The sequence below is a fragment of the Nostoc sp. DedVER02 genome (assembly GCF_034530675.2).
Taxonomy (GTDB): domain Bacteria; phylum Cyanobacteriota; class Cyanobacteriia; order Cyanobacteriales; family Nostocaceae; genus Nostoc.
Genome location: NZ_JAVRCP020000011.1, coordinates 38,342 through 52,842 on the forward strand (window position 1 = coordinate 38,342; position 14,501 = coordinate 52,842).

Here is a 14,501-nt window from a genome sequence, read left to right on the forward strand (position 1 = left end):
CCCAATTCCCAATGCCCAATGCCCAATGCCCAATACCCAATACCTATTGACTATTAACTGCTTCAGTCACCTTTGCCCTTACTGGTATCTCTTGTTTATGTTTTCCTTCGGTAGATGAAGGGAAACGTCCAGGAACAGTTTTTGTACCCGTTCGCTTTGCCAGTGCTAATAACAGGTAGACTGTGAACAAATATCCAGACGCTAAAATAAAAATCATCATAGGTATACTTCCGTAAATCATTGTTCTACTAGCACCTTTTCAAACGAATATTAAAATTCCATAACATTAGTAGAACCTCAGCCAACCAAGTGAATTCTTGATTGCTGTAGTTTCCTATGGTAAATTTACCTATAGAGATAAAATTCTCTACGGACAAAGAATTTATTGTCTAATGCGACTTCTTGCAGACCATAGATCCACAATACCTAGATTACGTTTAGCAACCTAAGACTACGATTCTCTGCGATCTACTTGATCTGCGTTATTTTTACTCACACTGCTGCGAAAAGAGCAATGCTTGCGCTCAACGTGCGCTAAAGACGTGTAGCGGCTTCCCATAGGGATATGGCATAGCTCCAAATCAGGAGTTTTGCATATCGTAGGAAAAACCAAGAGAATAATTCTCTTAACTTAAGCTACGACTAATTATTTTAGACTCACATCACCGAGTCTGTAAAATCACTTAGTAAGCGACTTACTTTTGGAGTGTGAATATCTGAAAAATTTAAAATTCCTATATTTTAGCGTAACACAACGATCCTGAATTTGAAGCCCATTCGACGGCTAAATTTCAAATTTTTTGAATAGCTACACTTCAGTTCTGAAGAAATTTGGTTTTATCCATTAGCAACTTGATTTTAAGTGTATCCATTTTGTCAATAAGTAATATTGCTTTAATTTTGCTTTGAACTGTGGCGGTAAACGTGTACTGGGAAAATACTTGATATAATTTAAGCTAGCATTTATTCCCATATACTGAGAAGTCATGTTTTAAGTTAATTTAAAATCTAACTTTCTCCCAAATTAAGTATAATTGCTTATTGACAAAAGTATTATCAACCTTAATTATCACCGATAAACTCATGAAAATGAGATTACCTTATGAAAACTTTGCGCTGGCACAGGGTTATCTTAAAATGAGTGTAGGATATGTAAACTTTCGTAACCTAAGTCAGAGTCCGCCCATCCATGACCCCAGCCACCTCCCTGTTTACCCCTGTGGAAGCAGACCTGCGACTACTAGCAGATAACCTAAAACAGCTAGTTGGAAATCGCCACCCCATTTTGTTTGCAGCAGCCGAACATTTATTCGGAGCCGGGGGAAAGCGTATTAGACCAGCAATTGTCCTGCTAATATCGCGGGCAACAATGTTAGAGCAAGACATTACACCCCGTCATCGTCGCCTAGCTGAGATTACAGAAATGATTCACACAGCAAGCTTGGTACATGACGATGTGGTAGATGAATCAGACGTGCGGCGAGGCGTTCCTACCGTTCATAGTTTGTTCGGTAATCGCATTGCCATATTAGCAGGAGATTTTCTTTTTGCCCAATCATCCTGGTATTTAGCCAACTTAGATAATTTAGAGGTGGTGAAACTCCTCTCAGAAGTGATTATGGATCTGGCTACTGGGGAGATCCAGCAAGGACTAAATCGTTTTGATGCTGGCATTTCTATTGAAACTTACATCCAGAAGAGTTATTACAAAACAGCTTCGTTAATTGCCAACAGTTCTAAAGCTGCTGGGTTACTTAGTGAAGTTTCGCGGGAAACTGTTGAGCATCTGTACAGCTACGGTCGTCATTTTGGTATAGCATTTCAAATTGTTGATGACATTCTAGATTTCACCAGTACAACAGATACCTTGGGTAAACCAGTGGGATCTGACTTGAAAAGTGGTAATCTAACTGCACCAGTTTTATTTGCTTTAGCGGAAAAAGCGTCCTTGGAAGTGCTGATTGAGCGAGAGTTTGCTCAAGAAGGGGATTTAGAGCAAGCACTAGCATTAATTCAAGAGAGTCAAGGCATACAGCAGGCACGAGAGTTAGCTGCTCACCATGCGAAATTGGCAATTGAACATCTTTCAGTTCTTCCACCCTCAGAATCTCACCAGGCATTAATTAACATCGCTGAGTACACACTGAGTCGCCTTTATTAAATTATTTCTCTGTTATTAGTTACAAAATGGGGCAATAGAAGCCAAGTTGAACCTACCAGATGTTTTGAGGTGGGTAAATTTGGCAAAATTTTCAGCCAAATTTTGAAAAATGTTCACTGATAACTGTTTGTTAACCAATTTTAGATTAGTCAGAAAATTAAGCCGATCGCCTGGTTCTTTAAAGAACTAAAAGGGTAGTAATTGGCATTAATTTCTTTTCATCAAAAACTTTTTCAAAGAAATTTGACGTTTAAAATTTGGGATGTGGGATTGTATCTAAAAAATCCCACATCCCAAATTTTTCTATGCAATATCAGGGGGTATCTGTTTAGGCGATCGCAGCTGTCGTAACTCTTTCTGCATACGTTTCTCTAAATCGGTTCGCCGAATTTCAACGGTATGAGTGGTCTTACCCGGCGTTTCCAAAAAAACGATACTATCTACGGGTTCTAATGCCACCAATTGGAACAAAATATGGGTGGCAGGAGTAATTTTAGCTAGCATTTGAGGGTCAAGCCCAGCAGGGGAAATTAGAGAGACATCCTGTATGGTAGGGAAAGCGTAAATAACTCGCTTTTCCAATCCTGGATTAGCACGATTGCTCAAAGTAGTTAAAACCCAGCTTGCCTCTGAATTTTGGAGAATATAGTACTGGGAATGACGTAATTTTAGAGCGATCGCTCTAAGGGCAGGAGCAATTGCTGCAATCAGATTTGGTGTTATACCATCGCGGGGTGCATTGTCAATCAGCAATTGAATTTGTGCTTCTAAATCCATAATTACTTGTATACGGCTCCTGGGTAATGGCAATAAAATCTATCAAAGTGTGAACAATCCCATCCAAGTTGGGAATAATAAAATCAGCCACATTCTCAATATAGGATTGGTCTGCGTTTAGCTTATACGTAAAACCGAAAAAGCCAATACCCACAGTCGTACAGGTTGTATTTAAATACTTAGGGTCTTTTGAAAACTGAGACTATGAATTCAGCCGCAACCGTAACTATTCCATCTGCAAATATTCTGGGAGAAAATTCTAAAGGCGTGGAGGTGATCTTTCAACTCCTGTCCAAGGAGTTTCAACAATCGACCAAAGCTTCGGAACAGAATTGCCACGATGTAGCAAGACGTATTACCACCGAAGTCTATCGAATTTGCCATGAAAGCAAACGTATTCAAGCTTCTGGATCTGTAGAAAGCTCGGCGATGACCTTGGCTCGGCATCGGCTACAGCAATGTCTCAGGTACTATCAGTTGGGTTCAAATCGCGGCAGGGTAGAATTACACAGTACTCTGAGTGCAATAATTTATCGATACATTAATCCGCCTCAGAAGCAATTGAGTTATCAAGGGCGACTGACTATAATTGAAGATTTTTTACAAAGTTTTTATCTAGAAGCATTAAACGCTTTCCGGCGAGAAAATCAACTCGGTGCTACTTATCGCCCCCAGACGCTTCTAGAATTGTCTGAGTACATGGCATTTACCGAACGCTACGGCAAGCGACGCATTCCTTTACCAGGCCGTCAGCAGCAGTTAATTATCTTGCGGGCGCAAACCTTTTCTCAACAGCAACCGCCAGAAACCAGTGTAGATATAGAACAAGCCGCAGAAGGTAGCAATAACGAAGGTGATGGTTCTTGGGAAGAACCAGCAGTGCATCAATTACGCTCCACAATGGCAACGCAAGCCGAACCCGAACCTGAAGAAGATACTTTGCGTTCTGTTGTGGTTACAGAATTAATGAATTATCTCGAAGAACGGCAACAATCTGACTGTGCTGATTACTTTTCTCTTCGCCTCCAAGATTTATCAGCCCAGGAAATTGAGTCGGTTTTAGGTTTAACCCCTCGTCAGAGAGATTACTTACAACAGCGCTTCAAGTATCATTTGATTCGGTTTGCATTATTACACCGTTGGGAATTAGTTCACGAGTGGTTAGAAGCCTCTTTGCATACCAATTTGGGCTTAACTCCCCAGCAATGGCAAGTATACACAGCACAACTGGACAATAAGCAACGGTCTTTATTAGAGTTGAAGCAACAAGGGCAAGCCGATGAGAAAATCGCAAAAACTTTAGGGCTGTCAATGGCACAACTTCAAAAACGATGGTTTAAGATTCTTGAGCAAGCTTGGGAAATTCGTAACTCATTAGTTTCCGGATCAGGTGCATCTACTCATGAATAGTGACTCAGAATCCTCACAATACCAGTATCTCGGTTGGTTATTGACAGATGATGTCAAAAATACCGACCAATCTCTAGAATGTGAGGAAAATGACGGGGTAAAAAAACTCCTCAATGAAGCTACTGCTTCAAAAAGCAGTGAGACAAAATTGGGAGAAACCCCCCAGAACCTTCAATTGGGAGAAATTCCTACTGTGCTAGATCGTTTCCAAGCCGTCCTTAAACGTCGGTTACAAATCCAAGTCCAAGAAAACCCACCTTTGTTTCCCTGGGAAACACAACTAATCGACTATCCCGATTTTGTTGATGAGCCGTCAATGACGCTTGTTCCTAGCTGGGGGTGGATGGTACAACAGTCGAAGCTGAAACTGCCGTGTCCCTTGCCGGAGAAAGTTTTCCAGCAATTGTTGGAACAATGTCAGGCATTGGTGACATCTTCAGTACCCCTGGGAGCAAAATTAGTTCAAGTGGTGGAGAACTTTTTTCCCAACGAGTCTCAAGCACTAAACGATATAGCTGGATTGGTGCTAAGAAGTACCTATCGTTCTGCAAGTACTCTGGAGGCAATACCCAATATTCAGAGCGATTATTCAGATTTGCAGCTGCGTCAACAGATGGCTTTGTCGTTGATGGCGGCTAAACAATTGCTGGAAAATTTGACTCTACCACTTTCAGCAACCAGTCCAGTGGTAGAAAGACAATGGTTAACCACTGTCGGTAATTTGAACATCAGAGTAGAGTATCAGTCTGTAGGTAAACTTACAAAGTTACTTGTTCAGGCTGAGTTACCCGTTAAAGGGACTTTGACACTCCGAGGAAGTGGCACGTTAGCAATGGCAACATCTTCGACTCCGGGATACTTAAGTGTAGAGTTAGGCTGTGAGCAACTTAACCCAACTTATACTTTGGAAGTTGAGTTTCCAGAAATCGACGAACAGCCACTTTTGTTTGTCATTAATCCCACTGTGTAACCTTAACTACTACCGCTAGTATGTAATGTCGAATGTCTTAAGGTAACTATTGCCTTGAGGTTTTTTCATCCTCTAGATAATACTAGCACCAGGGTGCTTACTTATACTTAAGCGTGGTCAAGTTAACCAGTGATAATTTTTTGTGGGAACTCGTCATTCCACTCGGTTGCTAGCAAAGCCTGGGGAACGAGTTAGTTTGTTTTGCTAATTTCGGCTCTATTTTACCAAGCCACCAATTTTTAACAACGAATTTCTTCAATTGTGTTGTTTTTTATACAAAATTATCTTCGTTGGAGTTTCAGTTTGCGGTGATGGCGTATATTAATACGCTTGAGTTCAGGCTAAAACTGTTTAGGAATTTCCGTTAAAAAAGATCCGATCTCCGGGTAGCACAGTTAGCTGTGCTGCCCTACAAATATAGGACTTACGCAAAATCATCATAAAACGAACCGCATACCCCTTCGGGGAAGCAAGCTACGCGCAGCGTCTCGTTAGATAAGGACGCAAAGGACACAAAGGAATAAGAGTTTCAGAGAGTTCTTGCGTAAGTCCTGAAATATACAAATTTTTGGACAATTTATTCTTTGGAAGTCCATAACTTCTAAAAATACGCGCTAAACCTTGATAGATGTATGAAGGCAGCATAAGAAAGCTTCTTCTAACGGGAATACTTTAAAGTAGGGCGAATAATTTTGTCCTCAGCATTGTTTCCGTGGCATCTATACTTAGACTCGAAATGCTCAACTTATCCTGGATGAATCGGTTTTGGCGTGTTCCTGTAGGCAATTTCTGGCAGCGAAATTTGCAGCGATCGCCTTTAATAGAAGTAGAAGATTCAATTTCCCTGCGGGTGCTGGTGCTAGCATTGGTTATTTTGGGAATTGGGGCGACGGATATCGCTGCCGAAACTTCATTCAGTTTTTGGGCGTTACCTTTAAGTGTATTGGGTGCGGTTTGGAGTTATTATCGTCGCCGCGATGCTAATGTTGCAGTTCAGTTTGGCATTGCTATCGGCATGTTAATAGCACTTGGTAGTTTCTTTGGGCGGTTAGTGGGAGAGTTGAATGATACGCGGTTGGGTTTGGCGGAGTTGTTGATTCAACTCCAGGTTTTGCATAGCTTTGATACACCCCGCCGCAAAAATTTGGGTTATTCGATTGTTATAGGATTAATTTTATTGGGTGTAGCGGCAACCCTAAGTCAGACTTTAGCATTTGCACCTGTATTGCTGTTATTTTTAGCGATCGCTCTACCAACTTTAGTGCTAGATTATCGATCGCGCTTGGGTTTGCAGCCATTAAAAACTCAAAAGGAAAAACTCAACAAGAAGAATTCCTCAACTCTTAATTTTAAATTTTTAATTCTGACTTTTTTGCTAATTGTCGGCCTAGGGCTGGCAATTTTTGCTGTTTTACCTAGATTCCCTGGCTATCAATTACGAACATTTCCTGTAAGTTCTCCTATCGAGTTAAAAAATAATTTTACAGGTCGTACTATCATCAATCCTGGTTATGTCCGCCAAGGTAGTGGTAAAAATCAAGACGGTGGTAGCGGTGGTACGGGACAAAGCAAAACAGGTGAACCAGGTAAAGTAGATAATAATTTTTATTACGGTTTTAATAGTCAAATTAACCAAAACTTGCGGGGCGAGATGAAGCCTAAAGTTGTGATGCGGGTGCGATCGCAAACTGAGGGTTTTTGGCGAGTATTAGGATTTGACCGTTATACAGGTAAGGGATGGGAAGTTTCCCGTAATGATAATGTTACAACCATCAGGCGATCGCCTTGGTCTTACCAAATTTTTCTGAACCGACCTTTGATTACTGGTAAAACTCAAGAGATAGTTCAAACTTATACAGTGGTGGCGGATTTACCTAACTTAATTCCGGCAATGGCTTATCCGAAAGAGATTTACTTTCCGGCACCAGTAGTCGCAGTTGATACAGAAGATGGATTGCGATCGCCTGTGGAATTATCGCAAGGACTCACCTATACAGTAATTTCGGAAGTACCATACCGCGATCGCACTTTATTAGGTCAAGCTTCTACTAATTATCCACGACAGATTAAAAAGTATTATCTGCAAATTCCTCCCGAAATTGCCGATAAAGTCCGACAACGTACTGAAGAAATTCTTGCTAACTACAATCGTGAACGAGTCGCAAAGTCTTCTAAAAGCCTAGATTCACCTTATGAAAAAACTCTCTACTTAGCTCAATATTTAAAGCAACGCTACTCTCTTCCTCAAAATCCCTTAGATTTGCCTTATTTGGGAGAAAAAGATGACTTAGTAGAAGCTTTTCTATTCAAATACAAAGGCGGGTATCCAGACCATTTCTCAACAGTCCTCACGGTGATGCTACGTTCCATTGGTATCCCAGCGCGGTTAGTAGCAGGGTTTAGTGCAGGAGAATTTAATCCATTTACAGGGTTATATGTTGTCCGTAACACTGACGCTTATGCAATGACCGAAGTATATTTTCCGAAATATGGCTGGTTCGCCTTTGACCCGATTCCCAATCATCCCCTCATACCTCCATCAGTAGAAGATACTCAGACTTTTAGTGTGTTGCGCCAGTTATGGCACTGGGTTGCTGGATGGTTGCCTTCTCCGGTGACAGGTTTGTTGAATAATGTATTTGAGACAATATTTAGATGGGTAGTTAGAGCGATCGCTTGGTTTTTAGCTTTATTCTCTCAAGGTTGGTTTGGTGTATTAACAGGCTTAATCTTGGCAACTACAGCAGCTTTCTTCGGTTGGCTGGGTTGGGGACAGTGGCGAGAGTGGCGCAACCGTCGATGGTTAAAGAAATTGCCAGCAATGGAGAGCCTTTATCAACAAATGCTGCAATGGACAAGTCAAAAAGGTTTAGGTAAGCATCCAGCACAAACACCTTTAGAGTATGCTAGAGGATCGTACCAGCATCATTCCCCAGCAACAGCTGAGGTCATAGATGAGATTAGCCAAGCCTATGTTAGTTGGCGTTATGGTGGTCATACTCCTAACTTGAAGCGATTGCGAGAGAGATGGCAAGAACTGAAAAAGGCTGGTAAGACTGATAAGTAACCCAAGTTGTAGGTTATCAACTGACGTGTGTTTGCTAACCCTCAATTCATGCGATCACAAGATTACTTTGGTGTTTTCTTAACGCTTGATACATAATTGCTAGAAAATTAAAGAGTAATTTTTGACATGGTTATTCTCAGAACTCTGAGAATAACCATGTCACTAAATCACGAAGAATGCCTTGCCCTACTAGAGCAAATTCGTTGGGGTGGAAAGCCAAAGTGTCCATATTGCGAATCAAGCAACGCTACTGCATACAAGAATGAACGCAGGTATCACTGTAACGAATGCTTTACCTCATACAGTGTTACTGTAGCTACACTTTTTCACAAGACTCATGTAGAATTACAAAAGTGGTTTGTAGCAATTCACCTTGTGCTAGATTCACCAGAGGGTATCAGCGTGCGTCAGCTTGCCACAGAGATTGGGGTTAATAAGAATACAGCTAGCTATATGATTGAGCGTATCCATCAAGCGATGACCGAGGAACAAGAACTGCTGAAGAAGCTTGTAAAAGCAACTCAATCTTAGACTAGTAATAAAAATGTAAAATTCATTTATTGTTAAGTATTTTTATTTCAGTTACTGATTATTGGTACTAGCCTATAGTATCCAGCTATCGATTTGGAGGTAATTTGATGATTTTAACAATCCTTAAACCAAAAATAGCTACATTTATTGCTTATGCCTTCGTTGTTATAGCTTTTTTTCTTGGTTTTGGTCTCAATTCTGCCCTTGATTATTTTTTTGAACCAAAAACAGAGGTAGGTAAAGGTAAAATAGAGCAACAATACACAATAGACAGAAATAAAATAATTTATGGAGTTTTCTCAGCTATAGCATTAAGTTTTATATCATGGAATGTTGTCTCATCTGTTGTTGAAGCTTCTATTAAATCAGATTCAGAAGAATTAAAAAACAAAGAAATGCCAGATAAAGTGAAAGAAGCTATGTCTGTTTTTAAAAGAGAATTTCCAATATACATAACAAGAGAAATAGAAAATATATTGTCAGAATTAGAAGATAAGGAAGGATATAATAAATTAAAGGAAACAATTCAATTACGTATTGCTGAGAGAGAAAGGAAGTTTTTAGAAAGATATTCTAACTCTATAAAAGTTGTAAATCATTTTAAAGATATTAATCGCGGGTTGCATTTAGCAGATAAAACTACGTCTGAGACAATAAGACAATGCAATATTGCTGCCATTTACCGAGATTCATTTCGCCAAGATATAAGGAGGTGTTTAGGATGGTTGATAATCAGCCTTCAGCATCTGAGAAATAGTAAGTATAATCAAGAAGAATGTGCCTCCATAAAACCAAGTATCGGAAATGAACCTTATAAATTTGCCCTTAATATTATTAAAGAGGAACTAAAAAAGGTTTCTGGTGAAAACGATGATACAGGTGTTGTAGAAGATTACGTTGATAGATTAATTAAACTTTTGTCCGATGAAACTCCTAATGAATAAAATATATTAATTTATTGGCAATATTATTATTTATGGTTTGTTAGTAAATAAAACGTTAACTATTGATGGTATTCGACCATACTAACGTTTGTTGAACATGTTAATATCACCCTCTGGTTCTGGAGTATTTTTAACTTTTGTTATTTCTTTAAATATTTTCCTTTCGAGTGTTTTGACGCGACTGCGAAGCGATTGGTATCTCTTTGGATCGGCTATTACTCTTATTTCTGTGTCTATAATATCAAGAATATTTTTCAAGTCTTTAGCGTAATCATTTAAATGGTCTAAATAATCGTTTCCAGATAATTTCATTTTTAGTACACAATTAGCTAAACTTTATCAAAACTATTGTCCTCGTTTAGTAGATTATTTGTTTACTATCTGTAAAGTCACTACCGCTAACTAGGACAGGATAATATTATTGATTCAACTACATTCAAAGCCAAAATTAAAAATTTATAGAATATTTGTACTGCTATGCAATCGCACTTTCTCACCAAAAGCGATCGCACGCACCTCAACCATCACATTCAACTTACAGCCAAGATTCGCTAGACAACTCTCTCACTTGTCTCATGCGCTCAAAATCACTATCCTATGAAATAATTGTCAAACAATGACGCAAAGCGATTGCACTCTTACAACCTCGCTAGCAGTCAAAATTTTGACATAATTAAACATAGACTTGAAAAAAATGCAACCTACAATTGCATTTTTTTCAAGTCTAGCAAATTAGCTATTATTTTGAATTTCGTCTAACTTAGCCCGCACTGCCTGGATATCCTGCCACATCAACCATTTCGGCGCACCTCTTTCTTTAGAAGGATTACGCAGCAAGTAGGAAGGATGAAAAATTGGCATACATAAACGCCCTTCCCACTCTAGCCACTGTCCGCGAATTTTCGTAATCCCCCGCTTATCGCCAGTGATGCCTTTGACAGCAGTTGTACCTGTTAAGAGGATTATTTTAGGGTCAACTAGGCGAATTTGTTCTAGTAAGTAGGGCAAACAAGCCGCCACTTCTGCTGGAGTAGGAACTCTATTATCTGGTGGGCGACATTTATTGATATTAGCTATGTATACATCTTGTTCAGTACTCAGATGCACAGATGCCAGGATTTTTTCTAGCAACTGCCCCGATCTGCCTACAAATGGTAAACCTGTTTCATCTTCATTTTGACCGGGCGCTTCCCCTATAACCATAATTGGGGCTTTAAGATTACCCCGTCCGACAACAGCATGGGTGCGAGTGTCTCCCAATGGGCAACGGTGACAACTATTGCAATGCTGTGCCAACTCTGTTATGTCAGAATAAGTTCCGGGAGCGATCGCAATTTTTGCGTCTGTGGGAATCAGTTCTCGTTGGTTAAGGGTTGAGTCGTCAAAGAGGCTGAGTTGGGTTTCGCTGCTCATGAAAATTAGGATTTTGACATCAGCACCATCTGTCTTATCTGAGTTAAATACTGCTCTGCTTGGAGATTTATCAGAAAAAATAGACTTTTGCTGAATAATTATTATTTATACAAATCTTATTGTATCAGTTAATTTGAGACAAAATTCAGTCATGATAAAAGTAGTGCCGTCCTAAGATGCTGGGGGAACCCATGTCACAGACCCCGCTTTTTGCCGATCGCACCCATGCGGGTGAGTTATTGGCGCAAGTGATTTATGATGTTTTGACTCAGCAAACTATTGATTCTGGGGTAAAGCCTGTACCAATTGTTTATGCCTTGCCAAGAGGAGGTATACCAGTAGCAGCACCAATAGCACATCTTCTAGATTGTCCTTTGACAATCGTTGTAGCGAAAAAGATTAGCCATCCAGAAAACCCAGAGTTAGCAATTGGTGCAGTGACTACTTGTGGAAAGGTTATTTGGAGTGATCAAAAGCTATTTCGGTCTAAATATGATGCACGGTTGCGGGAAATGGCTTTGAATCAAGCCATTAACCAAGCAAAATCTCTTGAGGCTCAATTAATTCCTGCTTGTCCGCAGGTCGATGCCGAGAATGCTACGGTCATTTTAGTTGATGATGGCATTGCTACGGGTATGACAATGGCGGTAGCGGCAACTGCCATCAAAGCGCTTTCGCCAGAAGCAGTTTGGCTATGTAGTCCAGTAGCACCACAAAAATTGCTACCTTGGTTAGAACAGTGGTGCGATCGCACAATCGTCTTAGAAACACCAGAACCCTTCTGGAGTGTGAGTAATTTTTACGCCCAATTTCCCCAAGTTGATACATTAGAAGTTCTCAAATATCTCCAGCAACAAAATACAATAGGGCCGATGGATCTGTGCGAGTAATTTTGAATTATCGGTATGGTTTCGCTGAGAGCGACGTAGGAGCGTCATTACAAATTACAAATTACGAATTACGAATTACGAATTACGAATTATTTGAAGTTCCTTGCTGGTATTGCATAGCTTTGGCATAATCACCCAAGGCGTAGCAAGCGACTCTCAGACGGTCGAGAGCTTCTTCTTCACTGCGACGGTCTTTGATATTTCTAGCTAAGAGCAAACGTTGTTCGTAATATGTAATTGCTTTGTTATAGTCACCCAAAGCTTCACAGGCAACTCCTAAACTACCTAAAGACTGTTCTTCGCTACGCTTGTCTTGAATTTCTCTAGCTAATAGCAATCGATCTTCATAATACTTAATGGCTTTAGTATAATCACCTAAAGCATAACAAGCATTACCTAGATTTTTTAGCACCTGAGAAGCACTACGGACATTTTTTAAGGAGCGTGCTAATACTACACACTGTTCATAATAGGCGATCGCTTTTGGATAATTATTCAAAGCATACCAAGCATTACCCAAATTTTTGAGTATCTGTTCCTCACCCCAGTTATCTTTGAGTTCCCTCACAATTTCTAGACTTTGCTGCTGATACTCAATAGCCTGTGTAAAGTTGCTCAAAGATTTATACACCAATCCCAAATTATTCAGTGCTGCCACTTGACTGCGTTTATCTTGTAGCTGTTGCGTTATTTTTAAACACTTTTCTAGAAAATCAATAGCCTTGTTATGATCATTCAGGTGACGGTATGAATTACCTAAATGGGAAAGTGCTTGCATTTGCAATGCTAAATCTGAGATATTATTGAGCAAAGACAAACACTGCTGAGAGTAAGAGATAGCACCTTTGTAGTCTCCGGCGCTGTAACTTACCAATCCTAAAAAAGAAAGCGCCTGTGCCTGTTTTTGCAAATCTCCAACTGCTTGAAACAGCCCCAAAGATTGTTGTAAAGACTTTAGCGCCGCTATTAATTCACCAGCTTGCTGCTGTTGAATTCCTTGCCGTAGTAGGTTGGATGCTTCGGATAAATTGCGATCGCTTTCCTGGGAAGATAATATTTCTGCGTGTGAACCAGAGTCAAATTGGTGAGTAATTGTATTACGTTTCACTGGTTTTAAGTTTGTTGTTGATATGTCCGATCTATCTGTTATTCCATTCGCCTTTAGGCATCCACCCCTTCTTGTTAAGTCTGGTGGTAAATATAGTGTTCCCAAAACTAGAAGGTATCTTTCATCAGGTTGGTTTAGCGGATCGTTTAACAGTTCTACGAACGACATCTGCGCTTTATATATGGTGCAGGCTTTCTCGCACCTCCATTAAAATTTTTCCTAGCATATTTTTACCACTACCATCGGCTCCGCAACCCCAGTAAAAATCGATAGGCGAGTTTTCAACAATTTCTGCATTGCCTGTGGAAAGTAAGATATTCCTAATATCTGTATGAGTTTTAAATTTACACAGCACAGCTTGCCGCATGATGTCGTCTTTAACTTGTTCCCAATCTTGACGTAGTGGACGGCTTCTCTCACGCCCCATTCTTGCCGCATCTTTAGGTGTTTTAACTTGGCGGATTTGTTCTAAATGAGGTGTATCCACAAACTTTTGCGCTTGAAAGTAGTGTTCGCTGGTTGGCCAATATAATCCATCTAATTGAAACCCGTGGGGTGAAAAGTTAGAGAAACAGCCATATTCTTCACGAGTGCTATAAAAGTAGATTGTCATAAAAGTCAATTTTTAAAGATACTAAAAGGAAGACCAATTATTTTAATTATTGATGAAAGAGGAGATAAACATTACGAAAGCTGTTGGTATCATGTAGTTCGGCAGCTTTTGTTTCAAGAAGCTTTGTAATTCATTTTGGTCTAAGGATGGGTTACTAGAGACAACATAAGCAACTAACTGCTTATGGCCTATAGGAATCCGGTTTGATTTGGAGAAAATATCCGTAGGATGTGTTAGCAACAGCGTAACACATCAAACCCGTGATAACAGTGCGTTACGAACTCCGTTCTAACACACACTACAATACCTAATTTTGTTCTAAAATCAAATTGCTACCATCCATTCATACCAGTAAGCTGGAGTGAGAGTCAAGACACTCAATTGTTGTTCAATAAATTGGGAAAAACTGGCAAAGGAAGAAAACATTTGCGCTGGTCTTGAAACTGAGGTTAAATGCGCGTCGAGGGATAGAGGATTTGCTGGGCTAAAATTTATTCAAGAATTAGTACAAGAAAACAAATATTTTGTCTTGCGGATAAAAAATAATTGGAAACTAGAATTTGAGGACTCAACTGGGTTGGTTAAAGTTGGTGCATCTACTGATGCTCTTTCCTTTT

The 14,501-nt window shown here is 39.9% G+C and carries 13 protein-coding genes and 1 pseudogene; 8 read left to right on the forward strand and 6 right to left on the reverse strand.

Translation table 11 applies throughout. The features are described from left to right. Positions 1-43: 43 nt before the first annotated feature. Entirely contained in the window at positions 44-241 is a 198-nt protein-coding gene (locus RMZ41_RS13535) for a hypothetical protein (RefSeq protein WP_322642327.1), read from the reverse strand. A gap of 948 nt (positions 242-1,189) precedes the next feature. Here RMZ41_RS13535 and sds point away from each other — a divergent pair. Continuing rightward, a complete protein-coding gene (gene sds, locus RMZ41_RS13540; RefSeq protein WP_322642328.1) occupies positions 1,190-2,161 on the forward strand; it encodes a solanesyl diphosphate synthase in 972 nt (323 codons plus the stop codon). Between the two features lie 303 nt (positions 2,162-2,464). Here sds and RMZ41_RS13545 read toward each other — a convergent pair whose 3' ends face one another. Next, positions 2,465-2,938 (reverse strand): hypothetical protein, encoded by a 474-nt coding sequence (locus tag RMZ41_RS13545; RefSeq protein WP_322642329.1) that lies wholly within the window; start codon positions 2,936-2,938, stop codon positions 2,465-2,467. A 204-nt stretch (positions 2,939-3,142) separates the two neighbouring features. Between RMZ41_RS13545 and hetZ the strand changes: the two genes are divergently transcribed. The 5 genes from hetZ (at position 3,143) to RMZ41_RS13570 (ending at position 9,860) form a co-directional block, all read left to right on the forward strand. Then, positions 3,143-4,348, forward strand: a complete 1,206-nt coding sequence (gene hetZ, locus RMZ41_RS13550) for a heterocyst differentiation protein HetZ (protein WP_322642330.1) — start codon at positions 3,143-3,145, stop codon at positions 4,346-4,348. Next, on the forward strand, positions 4,341-5,318 hold the full coding sequence (locus RMZ41_RS13555) for a PatU (RefSeq protein WP_322642331.1): 978 nt from the start codon (positions 4,341-4,343) through the stop codon (positions 5,316-5,318). Before hetZ ends, RMZ41_RS13555 begins: the two co-directional genes overlap by 8 nt. Before the next feature lie 754 nt (positions 5,319-6,072). Next, entirely contained in the window at positions 6,073-8,385 is a 2,313-nt protein-coding gene (locus RMZ41_RS13560; protein WP_322642364.1) for a DUF3488 and DUF4129 domain-containing transglutaminase family protein, read from the forward strand. A gap of 156 nt (positions 8,386-8,541) precedes the next feature. Beyond that, on the forward strand, positions 8,542-8,916 hold the full coding sequence (locus RMZ41_RS13565; RefSeq protein ID WP_322642332.1) for an IS1595 family transposase: 375 nt from the start codon (positions 8,542-8,544) through the stop codon (positions 8,914-8,916). A gap of 107 nt (positions 8,917-9,023) precedes the next feature. After that, positions 9,024-9,860: a hypothetical protein gene (locus RMZ41_RS13570; RefSeq protein WP_322642333.1), complete on the forward strand. Its 837-nt coding sequence runs from the start codon at positions 9,024-9,026 to the stop codon at positions 9,858-9,860. 81 nt (positions 9,861-9,941) lie between these two features. On the opposite strand, the gene RMZ41_RS13575 is transcribed toward RMZ41_RS13570, so the two are convergent. Then, positions 9,942-10,172 (reverse strand): hypothetical protein, encoded by a 231-nt coding sequence (locus tag RMZ41_RS13575; RefSeq protein ID WP_322642334.1) that lies wholly within the window; start codon positions 10,170-10,172, stop codon positions 9,942-9,944. Positions 10,173-10,592: 420 nt separating this feature from the next. Further along, a complete protein-coding gene (locus RMZ41_RS13580) occupies positions 10,593-11,273 on the reverse strand; it encodes a uracil-DNA glycosylase (RefSeq protein ID WP_322642335.1) in 681 nt (226 codons plus the stop codon). Between the two features lie 191 nt (positions 11,274-11,464). Between RMZ41_RS13580 and RMZ41_RS13585 the strand changes: the two genes are divergently transcribed. Further along, positions 11,465-12,163, forward strand: coding sequence for a phosphoribosyltransferase (locus RMZ41_RS13585; protein ID WP_322642336.1), 699 nt, complete (start codon positions 11,465-11,467; stop codon positions 12,161-12,163). Between the two features lie 82 nt (positions 12,164-12,245). On the opposite strand, the gene RMZ41_RS13590 is transcribed toward RMZ41_RS13585, so the two are convergent. Both RMZ41_RS13590 and RMZ41_RS13595 read right to left on the reverse strand, forming a co-directional pair. Further along, complete coding sequence (locus tag RMZ41_RS13590) at positions 12,246-13,271, reverse strand: tetratricopeptide repeat protein (RefSeq protein ID WP_322642337.1); 1,026 nt, start codon at positions 13,269-13,271, stop codon at positions 12,246-12,248. 175 nt (positions 13,272-13,446) lie between these two features. Further along, positions 13,447-13,884 (reverse strand): NADAR family protein, encoded by a 438-nt coding sequence (locus RMZ41_RS13595; RefSeq protein ID WP_322642338.1) that lies wholly within the window; start codon positions 13,882-13,884, stop codon positions 13,447-13,449. Between the two features lie 466 nt (positions 13,885-14,350). Here RMZ41_RS13595 and RMZ41_RS13600 point away from each other — a divergent pair. After that, positions 14,351-14,500 (forward strand): annotated as a pseudogene (locus tag RMZ41_RS13600) (IS4 family transposase); the annotation flags it as partial. Position 14,501 lies beyond the last annotated feature (1 nt).

What these genes read in the sequence shown, in the direction of transcription:
- RMZ41_RS13535 (WP_322642327.1), bottom strand. Translation starts at nt 241, where the DNA reads ATGATTTACGGAAGTATACCTATGATGATTTTTATTTTAGCGTCTGGA.
- sds (WP_322642328.1), top strand. Translation starts at nt 1,190, where the DNA reads ATGACCCCAGCCACCTCCCTGTTTACCCCTGTGGAAGCAGACCTGCGA.
- RMZ41_RS13545 (WP_322642329.1), bottom strand. Translation starts at nt 2,938, where the DNA reads ATGGATTTAGAAGCACAAATTCAATTGCTGATTGACAATGCACCCCGC.
- hetZ (WP_322642330.1), top strand. Translation starts at nt 3,143, where the DNA reads ATGAATTCAGCCGCAACCGTAACTATTCCATCTGCAAATATTCTGGGA.
- RMZ41_RS13555 (WP_322642331.1), top strand. Translation starts at nt 4,341, where the DNA reads ATGAATAGTGACTCAGAATCCTCACAATACCAGTATCTCGGTTGGTTA.
- RMZ41_RS13560 (WP_322642364.1), top strand. Translation starts at nt 6,073, where the DNA reads ATGAATCGGTTTTGGCGTGTTCCTGTAGGCAATTTCTGGCAGCGAAAT.
- RMZ41_RS13565 (WP_322642332.1), top strand. Translation starts at nt 8,542, where the DNA reads ATGTCACTAAATCACGAAGAATGCCTTGCCCTACTAGAGCAAATTCGT.
- RMZ41_RS13570 (WP_322642333.1), top strand. Translation starts at nt 9,024, where the DNA reads ATGATTTTAACAATCCTTAAACCAAAAATAGCTACATTTATTGCTTAT.
- RMZ41_RS13575 (WP_322642334.1), bottom strand. Translation starts at nt 10,172, where the DNA reads ATGAAATTATCTGGAAACGATTATTTAGACCATTTAAATGATTACGCT.
- RMZ41_RS13580 (WP_322642335.1), bottom strand. Translation starts at nt 11,273, where the DNA reads ATGAGCAGCGAAACCCAACTCAGCCTCTTTGACGACTCAACCCTTAAC.
- RMZ41_RS13585 (WP_322642336.1), top strand. Translation starts at nt 11,465, where the DNA reads ATGTCACAGACCCCGCTTTTTGCCGATCGCACCCATGCGGGTGAGTTA.
- RMZ41_RS13595 (WP_322642338.1), bottom strand. Translation starts at nt 13,884, where the DNA reads ATGACAATCTACTTTTATAGCACTCGTGAAGAATATGGCTGTTTCTCT.